Source organism: Sulfitobacter sp. D7, assembly GCF_003611275.1.
Classification (GTDB): domain Bacteria; phylum Pseudomonadota; class Alphaproteobacteria; order Rhodobacterales; family Rhodobacteraceae; genus Sulfitobacter; species Sulfitobacter profundi.
In genome coordinates this window covers 101446-120743 of sequence record NZ_CP020695.1, presented here as the reverse complement: position 1 = coordinate 120743, position 19298 = coordinate 101446, and the positions used below count along the sequence as shown (strand labels likewise).

The following is a 19298-nucleotide window of genomic DNA, read 5'->3' as shown; positions in this document are numbered from 1 at the left end:
CGCTTGCCGCCCAACTTCGCCGCCCTACGTCCCGACGCAGCCGATAGCTGGAGGGTTTTGCCCCTTCGCTCCCATTTAGCCAAAGGAATTTGCCGTGGAAACGAAATTGACCATTAATGGCACCGAGCAGCGGCTGGATCTTGATCCCCGCACAACGCTTTTGGATGCCCTGCGCCACCACCTTGGACTGACCGGCAGCAAGAAGGGCTGCGATCACGGGCAATGCGGCGCCTGCACGGTCATGGTGAACGGTCGCCGGATCAACGCCTGCCTGACGCTGGCCTGTATGCATGACGGTGATGAGGTCACGACGATCGAAGGCATCGGCCAGCCCGGCAACCTCAGCCCGCTGCAAGAGGCTTTTGTCAGCGAAGACGGGTTTCAGTGCGGCTATTGCACCCCCGGTCAGATCTGCTCGGCCACCGCGATGCTTGAGGAAATCTCAAACGGGTGGCCCAGCCATGTGACCGATGATCTGAGCGGCAAGGCCGACCTGACGGCCGAAGAAATCTCGGAACGGATGAGCGGCAACCTCTGCCGCTGTTCGGCCTATCCCAATATCGTCGAGGCGATCCGCAAAGCCGCGGGAGAAAACGCATGAGACCTTTTGACTATACCCGCGCCGAAGACACAGAAGCCGCAGCGCGCCAAGCGGCGGGCGGTGGCACTTTCATCGCCGGGGGCACCAACCTTTTGGACCTGATGAAACTAGAGGTCATGACCCCCGAGGCGCTGATCGACATCAACCGTCTGGACCTTGCCGAGATCGAAGAGACCGACGACGGCGGGCTGCGCGTCGGGGCCTTGGTGACCAACAGCGATCTGGCCAATGACGCCCGCGTGCGCAAGGGCTGGCCAGTGCTGAGCCGCGCGCTGCTGGCCGGGGCCAGCGGGCAGCTGCGCAACAAGGCGACGACGGGGGGCAACCTGCTGCAACGCACGCGGTGTCTGTATTTCTACGACCGCGCCATGCCCTGCAACAAACGTGAGCCGGGCACGGGCTGTTCGGCGAAAGACGGGTTTAACCGCATCCTCGCCGTGCTGGGCACGTCGGAGCATTGCATCGCCACCCATCCCAGCGACATGGCCGTGGCCATGCGCGCCCTTGGGGCCGAGGTGGAGACGCTGAAAGAGGATGGAAGCACGCGCCGCCTGACGCTGGATGATCTCTATCTTCTGCCGGGAGACCGCCCCGATCAAGAGACCGTTCTTGAAGCGGGCGAGTTGATCACCGCTGTGGTCTTGCCCGCGCCCGTCGAGGGCAAACAGACCTACCGCAAAGTGCGGGATCGGGCCTCTTATGCCTTCGCGCTCGTCTCGGTCGCAGGGATCGTTGATATCGAAGACGGGCGGATTACCCGCGCCGATCTGGCCTTTGGCGGGCTGGCACCGAAACCTTGGCGGAATGCTGAGGTTGAGGACCTGCTGACCGGTGAAACGCCATCGGAAGACCTGTTCAACAAAGCCGCCGATCTGCTGCTGGCCGAGGCCAAAGGCTACGGTGCGAATGATTTCAAAATCCCCCTCGCCCGCCGCACGCTGGTGTCGGTGCTAGGCGAACTCACTGAGGAGGCCCAGCAATGACCGAGCAATTCAAGATGGACGCGCCCGCCACCGCACGCAGGCTTGATGAAATGGCGCAGGGTCTTGTCGGTGCGCCGCTTGACCGCCCCGAGGGGCCGCTGAAAGTCACCGGCACGGCGACCTATGCCAACGAATGGCAGGTCGAGGGGATGGTGCATGGCGTGATGGTCCGCGCCCCGGGCAACAGTGGCCGCGTGGTTTTGGCCAACCGGGATGACGTGGCGAAGATGCCGGGCGTCTTGGCCGTGATCCAAGACGAACGCCTGCTGCGCAATCCCGCCCAAGGCACCGCGAACAAAGCCCCGATTCAGGGGCCGGATCACGCCTCCTATCTTGGGCAGTTGATCGCGGTTGTGGTTGCCGAAGGTTTTGAACAGGCCCGCCATGCGGCGCAATCGCTGAAGGTGGAACTTGAAAACGGCGAGGTCATGCCGGTCGATCCCGCAACGGCGGCGGTTGAACCGCAAGAGGCGAAAACGCTGGATCAGGGCGATCTGGATGGGGCGATGCAGGAGGCCGCGTTTTCGGTCGATGTGACCTATACCACCCCGTCGCATTCCAGCTCCCCGATGGAGCCGCATGCCTCTATCGCGTCGTGGGACGGCGATGACCTGACCCTGCGCGGCAGCTATCAGATGCTGAAATACAACCGCAACGAGCTGTCGGACGCGCTTGGTATTCACCCCGACCGGCTGCGCATTCTGTCCCCCTATGTCGGTGGCGGCTTTGGCTCGAAACTCGGGATCGCCCCCGAGGCGGTCGCGGCGGCGATTGCGGCAAAAGAAGTGGGCCGCCCGGTCTCTGTCGCCCTCCAACGGCCGCAGGTCTATGAGGCGACGATGCGCAGGTCAGAGACCACGCAGCGTGTACGGCTTGCCGCCGATGCCGAGGGGAAGTTGACCGGTCTGGGCCATGACGCGCGCGTGTCCAGCCTGCCCGGAGAGACCTTTGCCGAGCCGGTTTTGCAAGCCTCGCATTTCCTCTATGCCGGGGCGAACCGCAAGATGTCGATGGATCTGGCACGGGTGCACCGCCTCTGCGCAGGCTCTGTCCGCGCGCCGGGCGAAGCGGTGGGCGTCACCGTTTTCGAGGGCGCGATGGATGAGCTGGCCGACAAGATCGGCATGGACCCGGTCGAGCTGCGCCGCCGCAACATCCCCGAAAAAGACCCCGAAAGCGGCAAAGACTTCTCTTCCCGTCGTTTCCGTGAGGCGCTTGACAGCGGGGCCGAGACCTTTGGCTGGGCCGACCGCCCCGGCATCAAGGAACGGCGCGAGGGGGAATGGCTGATCGGATACGGCATGGCCTCGGCGGCGCGGATCAACGTGCTGATGGAGAGCCAAGCCCGCGTGACGCTGATGCCCGATGGTCGCCTGCGGGTCGAGACCGATATGACCGATATCGGCACCGGCACCTATGCGATCTTGGGGCAAATCGCGGGCGATATGATGGGTCTGCCGCGCGATGCCGTGGATGTGGTGTTGGGCGACACCACCCTGCCCCCGGCCTCTGGTTCCGGCGGCTCGTGGGGCGCATCGTCGAGCGGCACCTCTGTCTATCTGGCCTGTGAGGCGATCCGCAAACAATTGGCCGAGCGGCTGGAAATGGACGAAAATGACCTGACGCTGAAAGATGGCATGGCCACTTTCGACAATCAGACCCGGAGCCTGAGCGAGATCCTGAACGGCGATGAGATCGCAAAGCTTGGCCATGTGCTGCCCGGCGACACATCCGAGGCGGTGCGGCAGGCGACATTCGGTGCCTATTTCGCCGAAGTCGCGGTGCATGCCGCCTCGGGCGAGACGCGGGTGCGGCGGATGCACGGCACTTTCGCCGCAGGGCGGATCCTGAATGCCAAGACGGCGCGCTCGCAATGTCTGGGCGGGATGACCTTTGGCATCGGCATCGCGCTGACCGAGGAGTTGGCCTTTGACCCGCGCGACGGGCATGTGGCCAACCACAACTTGGCCGAATACCACATTCCGGTGAACGCCGACGTGCCACAGCTGACCGTCGATCTGCTGGAGGAACGTGACGATTGGGCGAACCCGCTGCAGGCGAAAGGGATCGGTGAGTTGGGCATCTGCGGCGCGGCCGCGGCGATCACCAATGCGATCTACAACGCCACCGGGGTGCGGGTGCGCGACTATCCCGCCACCTTGGACAAGGTGATTGCGGGGATGTGATCGATGACGGGGCGGCCCATTGGTCGCCCCTTGCTCTGTCTATCATTATGATCTGGTGGTTAGCGCGTCTGGCGCCCCGTCCACGCCTGTCGGTAGGCCGCGTAGCTTTGCGCATAGGCCCCTTCAAGCGCGGGGTTCGGGGCGATGCTTTTGCGGATCTTTGGTGGGTGTATCACCTCGGCCTGCGCCGCGTCACTGCCACCCAGCATGGCCAGTCGTGCCGCGCCAAGCGCCGCCCCCTGCGCACCGCTTTCCGGCACGTCGAGGGTCAGCCCGGTGATGTCGGCGATCATCTGCAACCATGTCTCTGACTGGCTGCCCCCGCCCGCCACGCAAACACGCTCTGGCAGGGAGCCACATTGCTCCAGTGCGCGACAGCAGTCGGCAAAGGCAAATCCGACCCCCTCCATCACGGCCTGCACCATGTCGGGCAGCCCATGCCCCCGGCGCAGCCCGTGGAAGGCACCAGTGGCGTCGGGCGCGTTATGCGGCGTGCGTTCGCCAGAAAGATAGGGCAGGAAAGTGATGGGAGAGGGTTCGGTCGCATCCCTAACCATGCCCGCCAAGGCTGCGGGACTTTGTCCCGTGATCTGCCCCAGCCATGCCAAAGCATCCGTGGCAGATAAGATCACGCCCATCTGATGCCATGTCTCGGGCACGGCGTGGCAGAAACTATGCACCGCGTTCTCGGTGTTGCTGGCGAAACGGTCGGTCACGGTGAAAAGCACGCCCGACGTGCCGAGTGACAAAAACCCCTGCCCCGGTTGCACCAGCCCCAGCCCGACGGCGGTGGCCGCGTTGTCGCCCGCGCCCCCCGCAACGGCAACGTTGCTGACGCCCCAATCGGCGGCAAGCGCGGCCCGCAGCCCACCCGCGCGCGCACTGCCCTCGACCAAGCGAGGCATGTGATCGCGCGAAAGGTCCGTCGCGGCGAGCAGTTCATCCGACCAATCGCGTTTTGCCACATCCAGCCAAAGCGTACCCGCCGCGTCGGACATTTCCGAGACGTGTTCACCCGTCAGCCAAAGGCCGACATAGTCCTTGGGCAACAGAACTTTGCGGACCTGTTCGAAAACCTCAGGCTCATGCTTTTGCACCCACCGCAACTTGGGCGCGGTGAAACCTGCCATGACGATATTGCCGCCTAGCCCGCGAAAATCGGCGCGCGCTTCCAACTCCGCGCATTCGGCGTGGGCGCGGCCATCGTTCCACAGGATTGCCGGGCGCAGAGGCCGGTCGTTCACGTCAAGCAGCGTGGCCCCGTGCATCTGGCCCGACACGGCAATGCCGCGCAGCGCTGCGAAGTGCACAGGGGCCGCCCTGCGGACCTGCGCAATCGCGGCCTCGCAGGCGGTGATCCATGAATGGGGGTCCTGCTCGCTCCACATCGGGTGCGGGCGCTGAACCTCCAACGGGGCATGACCCTCGGCCAAGGCCCTTTGGCCTTCGTCGATCAAAAGCGCTTTGACGCCCGAGGTGCCTAGGTCCAAGCCGAGATAGGTCATGCGGTACTCATTACTTCACAGGTGGGAAAATGCCACCGGCAATCTGCCGGTGGCGATGTTCATTAGAACGGGCTGTCAGGATAGTAGAAATCCATCGCGTTCTCTTGCGTCACCAGCACCGAGCCGATCACGAATGTGCCCGAGACCGGCGCGTTGGAGGTGAGGCCCACGGCGGTCAGTTCAATCGCGGTGGCGATCATCGACGGCGGATAGGTCACATTGGCCGGGATCATCGCGTCGCCATCGGCAGTGCGTTTGATCATCTCTTTCATGCCAGCACCGCCGAGCACAAATTTCACGTCATCGCGCCCTGCGGCCTCAATCGCGGCCAGAACGCCAATCGCCATGTCATCATCCGAGGCCCAGACCGCGTCGATGTTGGGGTATTTCGACAGGAAATCCTGCATCACGGTAAAGCTGTCGTCGCGGTTCCAGTTGCCGTGCTCCATATCGAGCACGTTGATCCCGGCGCCTTCGATGGCTGTGTTGAAGCCCTCGACACGCTCGTTATCGATGGTGGTGGGGATGCCGCGCAGCACGACGATGTCGCCGCCGTCGGGCATCTGCTGGGCCATGAACTCACCCGAGACCTTGCCAAAGCCGCTGTTGTCGCCCGCGACATAGAGGTCTTGAATACCCTCGACCGACAGGCCACGGTCGACAACCGTCACCCATGCGCCGCTGTCTGCCACGGCTTGCACCGGCGGGGTCAGCGGATCGGATTCGAACGGCAGCACCACCAGCGCGTCAATGTTGCGTGTGGCAACCATGTCTTCGATGTCGTTCACCTGTTTGCCGGGGTCCGACGCGGTGGCGAGCACGAAGTCGAGATCGGGATAGACCTCTTCCAGCCGCTCGACGGTTTCCTTGGCGTGGAAGTTCATACCCCCCGCCCAGCCGTGGGTCGCCGCCGGGATCGAGACGCCGATAACCTTGGTCTCTTGGGCAAAGGCGCCCGTACCGACAGCCGTGGCCAGCGCTGTGGCAATGAATGTTTTGGTAAATGTCATTTTTGCTCCTCCCATGAAGCGTTAAACTACGGCTTAAAGCGCCGTCTTCCTTTCGCGCTGTAGGATCACAGCGAGAATAATGATAATCCCTTGGATCGCCCCATTGAGATATGGCGACACGAAATCAGTAAGGTTCAGGATATTGCCGATGAGGCTTAGGATCAGCACGCCGATGACGGTGCCCCAGACCCGGCCAAAGCCACCCTTCAAAACCGTGCCGCCGATGATCACCGCGGCGATGGCCTCAAGCTCCCACAGCACCCCGGTAGAGGCCGAAGCAGACCCAAGCCGTGGCACATACATGATCGTCGCAACGCCGACCAAAATGCCCAAGGCCGCGTAAGAGATTAGCCGCGTGCGTTTCACGTTCACATTTGAATAATGCGCGACATTCTCGTTCGATCCGGTGGCCGCACAATGGCGCCCGTAGACAGACCGCGACATGATGATCTCACCGATGATCACAACCAGCGCAAAGACGATGATCGGCCAACTGATCCCGAGAATGCCGTCGAAGTAGACGGGCCGGTAGAAGGTCCGCAAACCAAAGTCGAGCGACAGCGTGCCCCCATCGGCAAGCCATGTCACCAGCGACCGGTAAATCCCCATCGACCCCAGGGTGACGATAAAGGCCTCGATCCCGAGAGTGGTGATCAAAAAGCCATTCAACAGCCCCGCCAGCAGCCCCGCGACGATGGCGGTGAGCATCCCCAGCAGAATAATAGGCACGCCGATGCCTAGACTGGGCAACGCCGCATTCATCACCAAAATCATTAGCCCCGCGATAAAGGCCGCCATTGAGCCAACCGAAAGGTCGAGGCCGCCAGCGGTGATGACAAAGGTCATGCCCACCGCGATGATCCCGATAAAGGCCGACCGTGCCAAGACGTTGGTGATGTTCGCCGCGCTCAGGAAGTTAGAGTTCATTAGCGCGCCAATCAACAGCAAGACGACCAAGGCGATGATCGGCCCGAGGACGGACATCGACGGCATCCGAAGGCTTTTGGTGTGAGGTGTGGTTACATCTGTCATCTTCGGTTTCCTTAGGCCGTCATCGGCATTTGTTCGGCGCGCAGCCCCATCGAGAGGCGCACAATCGCGTCTTCCGTGATTTCATCCGCGTTCAGCGTGCCGCTGACCTCGCCCGACCGCATGACCATCACACGGTCGGCAAGTCCGATGAGTTCGGGCATTTCAGAGGTGATCACGATGATCGCATGACCCTGATCGGCCAGTTTGCGCAGGAAGGCATAGATTTGTTGTTTGGTGCCAATGTCGATGCCGCGGGTCGGCTCATCTACGATCAGGATGCGCGGTTCAGAGAGCATGATTTTGGCCAGCAAAAGCTTTTGCTGGTTGCCGCCTGACATATTGCCGACCCGCACATCGCGGCTGCCTGCGCGAATGTCGAATTCTTTGATCGCATGGGTCAGCGCCGTTTCCTCGGCACCCCGGACGATCATAAACCCGCCGAATTTATGCAGGTTCTGCAGCGTCAGGTTTTCACGCATACCGCGTTCCAGCAGCAGCCCCCGCAGCTTGCGGTCCTCGGTGAGGTAGCAAAGTCCGGCCCGCTGCGCGTCGTTGGGTTGTTTGAAATGAACCTGCTCGCCAAAGAGTGTCACCCGATCGACGCGCGCCGCCCGTAGTCCCGCCAGCCCCTCCATCAGTTCCGTCCGGCCCGAACCGATCAGCCCACCAATCCCCAGTATCTCGCCTTGCCGGAGCGAAAAGGACACGTTGCTGGCGTAGCCGGGCACGCTGAGGTTTTCGACCGAAAGCACCACCGGCGCGTCTGCGGGGACGCCGGGTTTTGGCGGGTAAAGATCAGACACATCGCGGCCCACCATGGCGGTCGCCATCTCATCTTCGGTAATCTCTGCCGTGGGGCTGGATTGCACCACTTCGCCATCGCGCATGATGGTGACATGGTCCGAGATCTCGGCGACCTCATCAAGCTTATGTGACGTAAACAGAACCGCCGTACCCGCTGCCCGCAGCGCCGCGACCTGTTTGAACAACATATCCGTCTCACGTTTGGTCAACACCGCCGTCGGCTCGTCCATGATCAACACCCGCGCATCGCGCGACAGGGCTTTGGCGATCTCGACCATCTGTTTGTCGGAGTTCGACAGAGTGGATACGCGCGCATCAGGGGAAACGTCGCAAGCCACGCGGTCTAGATACTCTCGCGTGCGGCGCCGCATCTCGGCTTTATCAAGCAATGGGCCACGCTTTAGCTCTCGGCCCAGAAAGATATTCTGCTCAACCGTCAACTGTTCGGCCAAATTGAACTCTTGGTGGATCATCACGATCCCGGCCACCTCGCCATCGTGCAGGCTGTCGAACCGGGCGGGCGCGCCGTCCAATTGTACATCCCCTTGCGTGGGCAGTTGATAGCCCGCCATGATCTTCATCGTGGTGGATTTGCCCGCCCCATTCTCGCCAATCAGCGCGTGAACGGTCCCCGGCTCCAGCGCGAGGGTCACACCATGCAACACCTCGATCGAGCCGAAGCTTTTGCTCACGTTGCGCAGGGCAAGAACGGGGTTGGGTGTCATAGCTTGGTCCACGCCGCGTCGTTGGCCGAAGACGTCACGCAGGCATTGATGAACCGCATTCCGTCCATCCCCGCCGCGATGCCCGGCAGCACGCCCATGGCGCTTTCGCGGCTCGCCCCGCCCTGCACCGCGCGGATCGCATCGGCGGCTTCGTTATAGATTGTGGCGAACCCTTCGAGGTATCCTTCGGGGTGGCCACCGGGAATACGGCTCACCGACTGCGAAGCTTCCGATGCCCCGGCCCCGTTGCGGGTGATCAGACGTTTGGGTTCGCCGAGCGGCGTAAACCACAGGTAGTTGGGATCCTCCTGCGACCACTCCAGACCGCCCTTGTCGCCATAGACACGCAGCTTCAGCGCGTTCTCATTGCCCGGGGCCACTTGGCTTGACCACAGCATGCCGCGCGCGCCGCCAGCAAAACGCAGCATCATATGCGCGTTGTCATCCAGTTTGCGCCCCTTGCCCCAGCTTTGCAGATCTGCGGCAAGGCTTTCGACCTGCAGACCGCTGACAAAGCACGCAAGGTTATGGGCATGAGTGCCAATGTCGCCCACCGAGCCGCCCGCGCCGGAGCGTGCGGGATCGGTCCGCCATTCGGCTTGTTTGACGCCTTCGTTCTCCATCGGCGCTGTCAGCCAGTCCTGCGGGTATTCCGCCTGAACGATGCGGATCTCGCCAAGATCACCCGACGCCACCATCGCCCGCGCTTGGCGGATCATCGGATAGCCGGTGTAATTGTGGGTGAGGATGAAAAGCGCCTCGGCCTCCGCAACGCTGGCCGCCAACGCCTCCGCATCCTCAAGCGTGGAGGTCAGGGGCTTATCGCAGATCACATGGATGCCCTTGGCTAAGAAAGCCTTCGCGGCAGCGGCATGAACGTGGTTGGGCGTGACAATCGAGACCGCCTCGATCCCGTCTTCGCGGGCGGCTTCGGCCTCCGCCATCTCTTCGAAACTGCCGTAGGACCGCGGAATGCCCAGAGCCTCTGCACTGGCAGCGGATTTTTCAGGGGTCGAAGACAGCGCGCCCGCGACCAGATCGAACCGGTCGTCAATGCGCGAAGCGATGCGGTGCACCCCGCCGATAAAGGCGTCATTGCCGCCGCCCACCATGCCAAGTCGAATACGTGCCATCAGTCGATCCCCAGCATCTTGCGGTTTGCCGCCTCATCAGTGCCGCCATCGGCGAAATCGTCAAAGGCCTTGTCCGTCACGCGGATGATGTGATCCTTGACGAACTGCGCCCCTTCGCGCGCGCCGTCTTCGGGGTGTTTCAGGCAGCATTCCCATTCAACCACGGCCCAACCATCGAAATCATTGGCGGCCATTTTGGAAAAGACCGCGCCGAAATCAACCTGACCATCGCCCAAAGACCGGAACCGCCCGGCGCGGTCCGTCCAGCTTTGGTAGCCCGAATAGACCCCTTGCCGCCCGGTGGGATTGAACTCCGCATCCTTGACATGGAACATCTTGATCCGGTCCTTGTAGATGTCGATGTTATCAATATAATCAAGGCATTGCAGCACATAGTGGCTGGGATCGTAGAGCATATTGGCCCGCGCGTGATTGCCCGTGCGCTCCAAGAACATCTCATAAGTGATGCCGTCATGCAGGTCTTCGCCGGGATGGATCTCATAGCAGACATCGACGCCGCAGTCTTCGGCGTGGTTCAGGATCGGCAGCCAACGCGCGGCCAACTCATCAAAGGCGGTCTCAATCAGCCCCGCAGGGCGCTGCGGCCAAGGATAGACGTAAGGCCACGCCAGCGCGCCCGAAAAGGTCGCATGTGCGCCAATCCCCATATTCTTGGACGCCGAAAGCGCCATTTTGACCTGCTCAACCGCCCATTCCTGACGCGCCTTCGGATTGCCGCGCACTTCCTCAACTGCGAAGCCATCAAATGCGGTGTCATAGGCCGGGTGCACCGCGACCAACTGGCCCTGAAGGTGGGTCGAAAGTTCGGTGACCTCTACGCCGTTTTCGACTGCCTTGCCCTTGAATTCGTCGCAGTAATCCTTGCTCGACGCCGCTTTGGCCAAGTCGATCAGCCGCGCGTCCCAACTGGGTACCTGCACACCCTTATAGCCACAATCGGCAGCCCATTTGGTGATGCTGTCCCAAGAATTAAACGGCGCTTCGTCGCCTGCAAACTGCGCCAGAAACAGCGCTGGTCCCTTGATCGTTTTCATGGTGGTCCTCCCTTTCCCCGGCTTAAACGAACCGGTTCACGATATTCTCCAGAATTTCCTGCCGGCCCGAGCGGGGCTGCGGATTGATGCCGTCTTTGGCAACCTGTGCCGCGATGCTGGCCAGATCCCCCTCCAGCATCGCCTTGGCGTCGGGGCTCTCCCACCCCGCGTAGCGTTCATCGCGCATGGCCTCGAGCGTGCCATCCTCCAACATCGCGACGGCGGCTTTGAAGCCCCGCGCGCAGACATCCATCGCGCCTGCATGGGCCGCGACCAGATCGATCGGGTCAAGCGATTGCCGCCGCAGCTTGGCGTCGAAGTTGGTGCCGCCGGTGGTGAACCCGCCCGCTTTGAGCACCTCGTAATAGGCCAGCGCGACCTCGGGGACGTTGTTGGGGAACTGGTCCGTGTCCCAGCCCGATTGATAGTCGTTGCGGTTCATGTCGATGGAGCCGAAGATCCCCAGAGAGGACGCCAGCGCCAATTCATGTTCGAACGAATGGCCCGCAAGGATCGCGTGGCCCTGTTCGATGTTCATCTGAACCTCGCCCTCCAGCCCGAACTCCTTAAGGAAACCATAGACGGTCGCGACATCGAAATCATACTGGTGTTTGGTGGGCTCCTGCGGCTTCGGCTCCACCAGAATGGCACCTTTGAAGCCGATCTTATGTTTGTACTCCACCGCCATCTGCAAGAACCGCCCGGCCTGCTGGCGTTCGCGTTTCAGGTCGGTGTTCAGCAGGGTTTCATAGCCCTCGCGCCCGCCCCAAAGCACATAGTTCTGGCCGTCCAACTTTTGGGTCGCATCCATGCAGGCTTTGACCGTCGCCGCAGACCAGGCAAAGACCTCGGGGTCGGGGCTGGTGGCCGCGCCCGACATAAAGCGGCGGTGACCAAAGAGGTTCGCGGTGCCCCAAAGCAGCTTGGTCTTGGAGCTTTCCATCTTGGTGCCGAGATAGTCGATGATCTCTTCGAAATTGCGCAGGCTCTCGGCAAAGGTATCGCCCTCGGGGCGGATATCGGCGTCGTGCCAGCAAAAGTAGGGCGCGTTCAGCAGGTCGAACATTTCAAACGCCACATCGGCCTTGAGCCGCGCCATGTCCATCGTCTCGCCAAACCACGGGCGGTCAAATGTCTGGCCGCCGAAGGGATCGCCGCCGGGCCACGCAAAGGAATGCCAATAGGCCACAGCAAAGCGCAGGTGGTCTTCCATCCGTTTGCCCATGACCACTTCGTCAGGATTGTAGTGGCGAAAGGCCAGGTCAGACCCTTCTGGATCATAGGACAGGGGCTTAATATCTTTAAAGAAATCACTCATGTATCTTGGGCCTTCATCTGATCGGTCAAAGCGTCGGCGGGCAGATTGTCCCGCACATAAATCGTCGGCACGAGTTCCGGCATCGGCGGCAGGTCTTTCGCGTCAATCAGGGCGCGCAGCACGGTGAACGCGCGGTTGATTTCCACGTCAGGCCGCTGGTCGATGACCAGATCAATCTGCCGCTCCATCAGTGCTTGGCGGGAATGGGCGACAAGCTCATGCACCACGCAAAAGGGGCGTGTCCCCTGCCCGCCGCGAAGGGCGGCGATCAGGCCGCTGTTGCCCGCGCCAACGTTGTAAAGCGCCGTCAGCCCTTGCTGGGTCAGGACCTCTTGCGTCTGCGCCTGAAGCACCTGCGCATCGTCCTTGGTCATGATCGGATCGAGCACCGTAACCTGCGGAAAATCAGCGTTGAGCACTTCGCGAAATCCGGTAAGGCGCTCCGCGTGGTCACGCGCGTCGAGCGAGCCTGCAAAGGTCTGCACCTGCCCGCCCTGCCCGCCATGGGCAAGGCCCACCATCCGCCCGGCAGTGCGCCCGGCGGCGATATTGTCGATGCCGATATAGGCCGCGCGGGCGGCGCGGGGCAGGTCGGAGACAAGGCCCACCACAGCCACCCCTTTGGCGCGCAATTCGGCCAAGGGTGCCTCAAGCGCAGCGCTTTGCAGCCCGACGATGGCGACACCGTCAAAATCACGCTCAAGCAGGGCCGAGATACTGTCTTGCAGCCCTTCCACCGCGAAGGCTGCGACCTCGATCACCTCGGCGGTCACACGCTCGCTGACGTGATGGGCGGCGGCGTGGTCGATGTGCTGGCGGATACGGTTGAAGAAAGCGTTGGAGCCGCGGGGGATCAAAAACGCGAGCCGGTAGATCCGACCGCGCGACAGGTTGGCCGCCGCGACATTGCGCACATAGCCAAGAGAGGTGACCGCCTCGCGCACCTTGGCGATGGACTTGTCGGCCACATTGCCGCGGTTGTTGATCACCCGGTCCGCGGTTGCATAGCTCACCCCGGCAGCGCGTGCGACATCGCTCAGCGTTGGACTTGTCATGATCCCTCCCCCATCGCACCAACCCTCCCAAGCGGCGCGTCTTGACCCTATCTATGAGGATATTTTGATATACGTCAATCATTTTTGATAGACGTATATCATTTTTGCAGAATGCAAAGCCGCCGCGGGGTTCTAAGGCGGCAGGTAAAGCGTTATTATAAAGGGATTTAAACCGACAGCAGGGCGTCAGCGCCCTACGGCCACTTCATTTTCCTGCATCGGGCCGGGGTGAATGCAGGCCACCTGATGCGCGCCCCGCCCCGGTTCTGGCACCACCTCAGCGCAATCGGCCTGCACGCGCGGGCAGCGGCCCCGGAAAACACAGCCCGAGGGCGGGTTCATCGGGGAGGGCATATCGCCCGTCATCGGCACGATCTGCTTGGCGCGTTCGGCCACGGGGTCGGGGATCGGCACCGCCGAAAGCAACGCCTGCGTATAGGGGTGCTGCGGGTTGTCGTAGAGCTGCGCCTTGGGGGCCTTTTCCATGATGCGGCCCAGATAGAGCACCATGACCTCGTCCGAGATGTTTTTCACCACGCTGAGGTCATGGGCGATAAAGATCATCGCCAGCCCCAGATCGCGTTGCAGCTCCTTCAGCAACTCAATCACCTGCGCTTGGATCGACACATCAAGCGCCGAGACCGGCTCATCGCAGATCAGCAACTTCGGCTCCACGATCAGGGCACGGGCAATGCCGATGCGTTGGCACTGGCCGCCCGAGAACTCATGCGGGTAGCGGTTGATCATCTGCGGCAGCAGACCCACGCGCTCCATCATCTGCGCGACACGGGCGCGGCGTTCCTTGGCAGAGATCTCGGGCCGGTGCGTGCGCAGCGGCTCTGCGATAATCTGGCCCAGCGTCATGCGGGGGTTGAGCGAGGCCAGAGGGTCTTGAAACACCATCTGGATCTCAGAACGGTAGGGTTTCATCTGCCGGGGGGAGAGTGACAGCAGGTCCGTCTCTCCGCGCCAGTTCACCTGCCCCGTCGCCGGGACCATTTGGATCAAACCCCGCGCGAGGGTGGATTTACCACAGCCGGATTCGCCAACCACGCCAAGCGTTTTGCCCGGCTCCAGATCAAAGCTCACCCCGTTCACCGCGTGCAGATAGCGCGGTTTCGTCCAAGGCATGTCGCCAGCGCGGGTGATGGGGAAACGAACGTGGAGATCGCGCACTGAGAGAAGCGGGCTCATGCGGTGACCTCCGAAATCGGACGGTGGCAGGCACGGGCGCGGCCTTCGGCAAAAGGCGCAAGTGGCGGCATCACGCGGCAATCCTCACCGGCGTAGGAGCAGCGCGGGCGGAAAGGGCAGCCCTCGGGCGGGGCGGCCATGTTGGGCGGGTTGCCGGGGATCGCCTTCATGGTGGCGTCTTGGTCATCGACCCGCGGCACGGCAGCCAGAAGGCCACGGGTGTAGGGGTGCGTCGGTTGCGCGAAAAGCGGCTCGGTCGGGCCCTGCTCCATCACGCGGCCACCGTACATCACCAGCACCCGCTCGCAGAAGCCCGCGACGACGCCAAGGTCATGGGTAATGAGGATCGTGGCCATGCCGAAATCCTTTTGCAGATCACCCAGCAGGTCCATGATCTGCGCCTGCACCGTCACGTCGAGCGCGGTGGTCGGCTCATCCGCGATCAGCAGGTCGGGTTTGCACAGCAGCGACATGGCGATCATCACCCGCTGGCGCATCCCGCCGGAGAACTCGTGCGGGAAGAGGCGGATGCGCTCCTTGGCTGCGGGGATCTTTACTGCGTCCAACATCCGCACCGACTCCGCCAGTGCGTCGCGTTTGGACATGCCTTTGTGCAGGGTCAGCACCTCGGTCATCTGGTCGGCGATGCGCATATAGGGATTGAGCGAAGTCATCGGATCTTGAAAGATCATCGCGATCCGCTCAGCCCGCAGTTTGTTCAGCACCTTCGGCTTCGCGCCCAAAATTTCCTGCCCGTCAAACCTTACCGAGCCATCAGTGCGCCCATTCGGCGCGAGCAGTCCCATGACAGAAAAGGCGGTCTGGCTTTTGCCCGACCCGCTTTCGCCCACGATGCCAAGCGTCTCGCCCTTATCGATGGAGAGCGACAGGTCATTGACCGCATGCACGGGGCCGTCTTCACCGTCGAAGGTGACAGAGAGATTGTCGATTTGCAGCAGAGACATCAGCGATCCTTGGGGTCGAGCGCGTCACGCAATCCGTCGCCGATAAAGAACAGGCCAAAGAGCGTGAGACAGAAGAACAGCAGCGGGAAACCCAACTGCCAAGTGGTGCCATAGGCGATGGTGCCCGCCCCTTCGGAGATCAGCGCCCCGAGGGAGGTCAGCGGTTCCTGAATGCCAAGCCCGAGAAAAGAGATGAAGCTTTCCGTCAGGATCATCAGCGGGACCAGCAGCGTGGCGTATACCGCGATGACGCCCAAGAGGTTGGGCACGATATGGCGCAGGATGATGACCGGGGCCGAAACGCCGGTGGCGCGGGCAGCCTCAACAAACTCGCGGCCCTTGATGGTCAGCGTCTGGCCGCGCACGATGCGGGCCATCTCCATCCATGAGATCAGCCCGACGCCCGCAAAAAGAATGGTGATCGAACGGCCATACATCACCAAGAGCAGGATCAGCACGAACATGTAAGGCACGGCCATGAAGATATCGACGAGCCGCATCATGATGCTGTCGGTGCGCCCGCCGAAGTAGCCCGCTACCGCGCCGTAAAGCGTGCCGACCACACAGGCAATCAACGCGCCGACAAGGCCCACCGCGAGGCTGATCTGCGTGCCTTGCACGGTGCGGGCGAACAAATCGCGCCCCAGATCGTCGGTGCCAAAGTAATGGCCGCTTTCAATCGACGGCCCACCCAATTCGACGATCTGGCCCATGACGTTGTAGTCCAATTCCTCGTTCGACCATTGCGCAAAGCTGTTGCCGAAAAGCGCAAAGACCACGACGAAGCCGAGGATCACCAGACCCATCAGCGCCGCCTTGTTGCGAAAGAACCGCCGCCGCGCATCGGCCCAAGGGGAACGCCCCTTGCCCGCAATCTCACTGGCCTCGACCCGTTGTTCGGATGTCATCACCATGTCAGTACCGGATCTTGGGGTCGATCCACCCGTAGAGGATATCGACCACGAGGTTAAAGAAGATGGTCAGCGCGCCCACGAGGATCGTCACCCCCATCATCACCGCGTAATCGCGGTTGAGCGCTGAATCGACGAAAGCCTTGCCGATGCCGCCGGTGGAGAAATAGATATCGACCACCACGGAGCCGGTGATCATCGCCACGAAAGCGGGGCCCAGATAGGAAATCACTGGCAGCATCGCGGGTTTCAGCGCATGGCGCAGGATCACCCGGCGTTCGGGCAGCCCCTTGGCGCGCGCGGTGCGGATGTGGTTCGAGGTCAGCACCTCAAGCATCGACGAGCGGGTGATCCGCGCAATCGAGGCCATGAAGGATGTCGACAGCGCGATCACCGGCATGATCCAATACTCCGGCCCTTGCCACCCGCCCCCGGGCAACCAACCAAGCCAGAGCGTAAAGACCAGCACCAAGATCGGCGCCATGACGAAATTCGGCAGCACCTGCGCCCCGATGGAAACCCCAACCGCGACATAATCGAGCAGCGAGTTGTGCCGCACCGCTGCGGCCACGCCAAGGCCAACGCCGACGATCACTGCGACAGCAAAGGACAACAGCCCATAGGTCAGCGTAATCGGGAAACCTTGGGCGATGATCTCATTCACCGAACGGTCTTTGTAAACAAAGCTCGGCCCGAAATCGAACTCGGTCACGATGCCCCAAACATAGCTGCCGATCTGCTTCCACAGCGGGTCGTCCAGCCCGTATTTCGCATTGAGGTTCGCCAGCACCTGCGGCGGCAATTCACGCTCTGATGTGAAGGGCCCGCCAGGGGCGGAATGCATCAGCAGAAAGGAGATGACGATCAGCACAAGCAGCGTCGGAACAGCGATGGCAAGGCGCTTGAGGATGTAACTGAGCAAGAGGCGCGCGCTCCGGATACGGGGGGGGTTGAGGGGGGGGCAAAATGGAATCGGGCAGCCCGTGCCCTAACCGCCGGGCTGCCCGAATGTCGAGAGGTTACTCCGCGGTACGATAGAGGTCTTTACCGTACCACGTGTTGTTGACGTTATTCTCGGGCAGACCTTCGATGTCTTCCGCGATCATGTCGACGTTGGCGTAGTGGTAGATCGGGATGATCGGCATTTCCTCGGCCAAGATACGCTCCGCATCTTTGTAAAGCGGCTGCGGGTCTTCGGCGGTTTTGCTGTCCTTCATGAGCTTGTCATAAGCGTCATTGTAGAACTCGCCGTTGTTGTGGCCCGAATATGAGGTCAGCAGATCGAGGTAGGTCGAGGCCTCGTTGTAGTCGCCGCACCATGCATAGCGCGCCATGTCGTAGTCTTGGCGCTGCATGCGGTCGGTGTGCACTTTCCACTCGTAGTTATCCAGCGTGAGGTTCACGCCGATCTGCTTGAGCATCTGCGAGGCCGCGATGGCGATCTTTTTGTGATCTTCCGATGTGTTGTACTGCAGCGTCAGGTCGAGCGGGTTGTCGGGGCCATATCCCGCCTCGGCCAACAGTTCTTTGGCCTTTTCCACGCGCTGCGCCTGATCCATATTGTCGGCCCAATCCAACTCGGGACGCTCGAAATCGGCAATCGCCCAGTGGGTCCAGTTGTACGACGGTTTCTGACCGCCTTGCAGGATACGCTCGACAATGATGTCGCGGTCGATGGCATAGGCCAAGGCTTTGCGTACATTGACGTTTTTCAGCGCCTCGGGGCCCTTTTCCCCTACGTTCAGCATGTAGATATACGAGCAGTTATAGGGGGTTGAGACCGCCTGTTCGGGGTACTCTTTCTTCAGACGCGGGTACTGCCCGGCGGGGATATCCACGCGGTCCAACTCACCCGCCAGATAGCGGGTCAGCGCTTGGTTCACGTCATTGATCGTGAGCGCGGTGATCTTCTCCATCACCACGTTGTCGGTATCCCAATAGGTGTCGTTCTTCTCCATCACGACACGTTCGCCCAACTGATGCTCGACCAGTTTATAAGCGCCGTTGCCGACGAGCGTGCCCGCATCGGTCCAATCGTCGCCATGCTCTTCCACCACGCTTTGCAGCACGGGGAAGGTCGACCCATGCACCAGCATCTGCGGGAAATAGGGCAGCGGCGTGGTGATCTTGACCTCAAGCGTGTGGTCGTCGACGGCTTGGATGCCCAATTCCTCGGGCGACTTGTCACCGGCGATGATCTCAGGCGCGTTTTCGACCTGCATCAACTCCATGTACCATGCGTATTCCGACGCGGTCGCCGGGTCCGCCAAACGGCGCCAAGAATAGACGAAATCATTGGCCGTGACCGGATCGCCATTGGACCATTTGGCGTCTTTGCGCAGGTTGAACGTATAGGTCTTGCCGTCTTCGGAGACCTCATGATCCAGCGCCACACCGGGGACCAGTTCGCCATTGCCGTCTTCGTTATAAAGCCCTTCAAAGAGGTTGCGCAGCACGTCCGAACCTTCGACATCGGTGTTGATCTGCGGGTCCATCGACTTGATCGCGTCAAGCAGCCAGAAGGTATAGCTTTGATCTTCGGCAAGGTTCACACCCTCGGGGACATCGGCGGCTTGGGCCTGAAACGCAAGGCTGAGCGCCAATGCGGAGGATGCAAGTGTGGTGCGTAGCTTCATGGTGACTCTCCGTTGTTTGAAAGTTCGTGTTCTGATTGAAAAGTAATCAATCGAAAACGAAGAGCACATGCAAGACGTTGCCTCGCGTCAGCCAAGGACGGCGGCTTCGCGCCGAGGCGGCGCGGCGGTAGCGCGGCGAATATCCACCCCGCGCCCCGCCCCCACTCAGGCCGGGGGATCGGGGT

16 protein-coding genes are annotated in these 19298 nt (G+C 61.6%); 3 read left to right on the top strand and 13 right to left on the bottom strand.

Annotation, left to right across the window (positions count from 1 at the left end):
* The first annotated feature begins 94 nt into the window (after positions 1-94).
* Genes B5M07_RS17045 through B5M07_RS17035 form a run of 3 tightly spaced genes read left to right on the top strand, consistent with a single transcriptional unit; the run spans position 95 to position 3770 of the window.
* A complete protein-coding gene (locus B5M07_RS17045; protein WP_120352391.1) occupies positions 95-601 on the top strand; it encodes a 2Fe-2S iron-sulfur cluster-binding protein in 507 nt (168 codons plus the stop codon).
* Positions 598-1584, top strand: coding sequence for an FAD binding domain-containing protein (locus B5M07_RS17040; RefSeq protein ID WP_120352390.1), 987 nt, complete (start codon positions 598-600; stop codon positions 1582-1584). The genes B5M07_RS17045 and B5M07_RS17040 overlap by 4 nt, the downstream gene beginning before the upstream one ends.
* Positions 1581-3770 (top strand): xanthine dehydrogenase family protein molybdopterin-binding subunit, encoded by a 2190-nt coding sequence (locus B5M07_RS17035; RefSeq protein WP_120352389.1) that lies wholly within the window; start codon positions 1581-1583, stop codon positions 3768-3770. The genes B5M07_RS17040 and B5M07_RS17035 overlap by 4 nt, the downstream gene beginning before the upstream one ends.
* 59 nt (positions 3771-3829) lie before the next feature.
* Here B5M07_RS17035 and xylB read toward each other — a convergent pair whose 3' ends face one another.
* The 13 genes from xylB to B5M07_RS16970 all read right to left on the bottom strand — a co-directional run bounded on the left by xylB (position 3830) and on the right by B5M07_RS16970 (position 19113).
* Positions 3830-5275 carry a xylulokinase gene (xylB, locus tag B5M07_RS17030; RefSeq protein ID WP_120352388.1) on the bottom strand — a complete coding sequence of 482 codons (1446 nt, stop codon included), beginning with the start codon at positions 5273-5275 and terminating at the stop codon, positions 3830-3832.
* Between the two features lie 62 nt (positions 5276-5337).
* The gene (locus B5M07_RS17025; protein WP_120352387.1) at positions 5338-6285 is read right to left on the bottom strand and encodes an ABC transporter substrate-binding protein; all 948 of its coding nucleotides are present in this window, start codon (positions 6283-6285) and stop codon (positions 5338-5340) included.
* Between the two features lie 33 nt (positions 6286-6318).
* On the bottom strand, positions 6319-7317 hold the full coding sequence (locus B5M07_RS17020; RefSeq protein WP_205570936.1) for an ABC transporter permease: 999 nt from the start codon (positions 7315-7317) through the stop codon (positions 6319-6321).
* Positions 7318-7328: 11 nt separating this feature from the next.
* A complete protein-coding gene (locus tag B5M07_RS17015) occupies positions 7329-8846 on the bottom strand; it encodes a sugar ABC transporter ATP-binding protein (protein ID WP_120352385.1) in 1518 nt (505 codons plus the stop codon).
* On the bottom strand, positions 8843-9979 hold the full coding sequence (locus B5M07_RS17010) for a Gfo/Idh/MocA family protein (protein WP_120352384.1): 1137 nt from the start codon (positions 9977-9979) through the stop codon (positions 8843-8845). Before B5M07_RS17010 ends, B5M07_RS17015 begins: the two co-directional genes overlap by 4 nt.
* The gene (locus tag B5M07_RS17005; protein WP_067626531.1) at positions 9979-11034 is read right to left on the bottom strand and encodes a sugar phosphate isomerase/epimerase family protein; all 1056 of its coding nucleotides are present in this window, start codon (positions 11032-11034) and stop codon (positions 9979-9981) included. The genes B5M07_RS17010 and B5M07_RS17005 overlap by 1 nt, the downstream gene beginning before the upstream one ends.
* A gap of 22 nt (positions 11035-11056) precedes the next feature.
* Complete coding sequence (xylA, locus tag B5M07_RS17000; protein WP_120352383.1) at positions 11057-12352, bottom strand: xylose isomerase; 1296 nt, start codon at positions 12350-12352, stop codon at positions 11057-11059.
* Entirely contained in the window at positions 12349-13407 is a 1059-nt protein-coding gene (locus tag B5M07_RS16995) for a LacI family DNA-binding transcriptional regulator (protein ID WP_120352382.1), read from the bottom strand. The genes xylA and B5M07_RS16995 overlap by 4 nt, the downstream gene beginning before the upstream one ends.
* A gap of 186 nt (positions 13408-13593) precedes the next feature.
* Complete coding sequence (locus B5M07_RS16990) at positions 13594-14601, bottom strand: ABC transporter ATP-binding protein (RefSeq protein WP_120352381.1); 1008 nt, start codon at positions 14599-14601, stop codon at positions 13594-13596.
* Positions 14598-15566: an oligopeptide/dipeptide ABC transporter ATP-binding protein gene (locus B5M07_RS16985; RefSeq protein WP_120352380.1), complete on the bottom strand. Its 969-nt coding sequence runs from the start codon at positions 15564-15566 to the stop codon at positions 14598-14600. The genes B5M07_RS16990 and B5M07_RS16985 overlap by 4 nt, the downstream gene beginning before the upstream one ends.
* Positions 15566-16480 (bottom strand): ABC transporter permease subunit, encoded by a 915-nt coding sequence (locus B5M07_RS16980; protein ID WP_120352379.1) that lies wholly within the window; start codon positions 16478-16480, stop codon positions 15566-15568. The genes B5M07_RS16985 and B5M07_RS16980 overlap by 1 nt, the downstream gene beginning before the upstream one ends.
* A 1-nt stretch (position 16481) precedes the next feature.
* Positions 16482-17399 (bottom strand): oligopeptide ABC transporter permease OppB, encoded by a 918-nt coding sequence (gene oppB, locus B5M07_RS16975; RefSeq protein ID WP_120352378.1) that lies wholly within the window; start codon positions 17397-17399, stop codon positions 16482-16484.
* Positions 17400-17496: 97 nt separating this feature from the next.
* Entirely contained in the window at positions 17497-19113 is a 1617-nt protein-coding gene (locus B5M07_RS16970) for a peptide ABC transporter substrate-binding protein (RefSeq protein ID WP_120352377.1), read from the bottom strand.
* Positions 19114-19298 lie beyond the last annotated feature (185 nt).

Coding starts and splice junctions, on each gene's coding strand:
- B5M07_RS17015 (WP_120352385.1), bottom strand. CDS start 8,846: ATGACACCCAACCCCGTTCTTGCCCTGCGCAACGTGAGCAAAAGCTTC.
- B5M07_RS17040 (WP_120352390.1), top strand. CDS start 598: ATGAGACCTTTTGACTATACCCGCGCCGAAGACACAGAAGCCGCAGCG.
- B5M07_RS17025 (WP_120352387.1), bottom strand. CDS start 6,285: ATGACATTTACCAAAACATTCATTGCCACAGCGCTGGCCACGGCTGTC.
- B5M07_RS17020 (WP_205570936.1), bottom strand. CDS start 7,317: ATGACAGATGTAACCACACCTCACACCAAAAGCCTTCGGATGCCGTCG.
- B5M07_RS16985 (WP_120352380.1), bottom strand. CDS start 15,566: ATGTCTCTGCTGCAAATCGACAATCTCTCTGTCACCTTCGACGGTGAA.
- B5M07_RS16970 (WP_120352377.1), bottom strand. CDS start 19,113: ATGAAGCTACGCACCACACTTGCATCCTCCGCATTGGCGCTCAGCCTT.
- B5M07_RS17010 (WP_120352384.1), bottom strand. CDS start 9,979: ATGGCACGTATTCGACTTGGCATGGTGGGCGGCGGCAATGACGCCTTT.
- B5M07_RS17005 (WP_067626531.1), bottom strand. CDS start 11,034: ATGAAAACGATCAAGGGACCAGCGCTGTTTCTGGCGCAGTTTGCAGGC.
- B5M07_RS16980 (WP_120352379.1), bottom strand. CDS start 16,480: ATGGTGATGACATCCGAACAACGGGTCGAGGCCAGTGAGATTGCGGGC.
- xylB (WP_120352388.1), bottom strand. CDS start 5,275: ATGACCTATCTCGGCTTGGACCTAGGCACCTCGGGCGTCAAAGCGCTT.
- xylA (WP_120352383.1), bottom strand. CDS start 12,352: ATGAGTGATTTCTTTAAAGATATTAAGCCCCTGTCCTATGATCCAGAA.
- B5M07_RS16990 (WP_120352381.1), bottom strand. CDS start 14,601: ATGAGCCCGCTTCTCTCAGTGCGCGATCTCCACGTTCGTTTCCCCATC.
- B5M07_RS16995 (WP_120352382.1), bottom strand. CDS start 13,407: ATGACAAGTCCAACGCTGAGCGATGTCGCACGCGCTGCCGGGGTGAGC.
- B5M07_RS17035 (WP_120352389.1), top strand. CDS start 1,581: ATGACCGAGCAATTCAAGATGGACGCGCCCGCCACCGCACGCAGGCTT.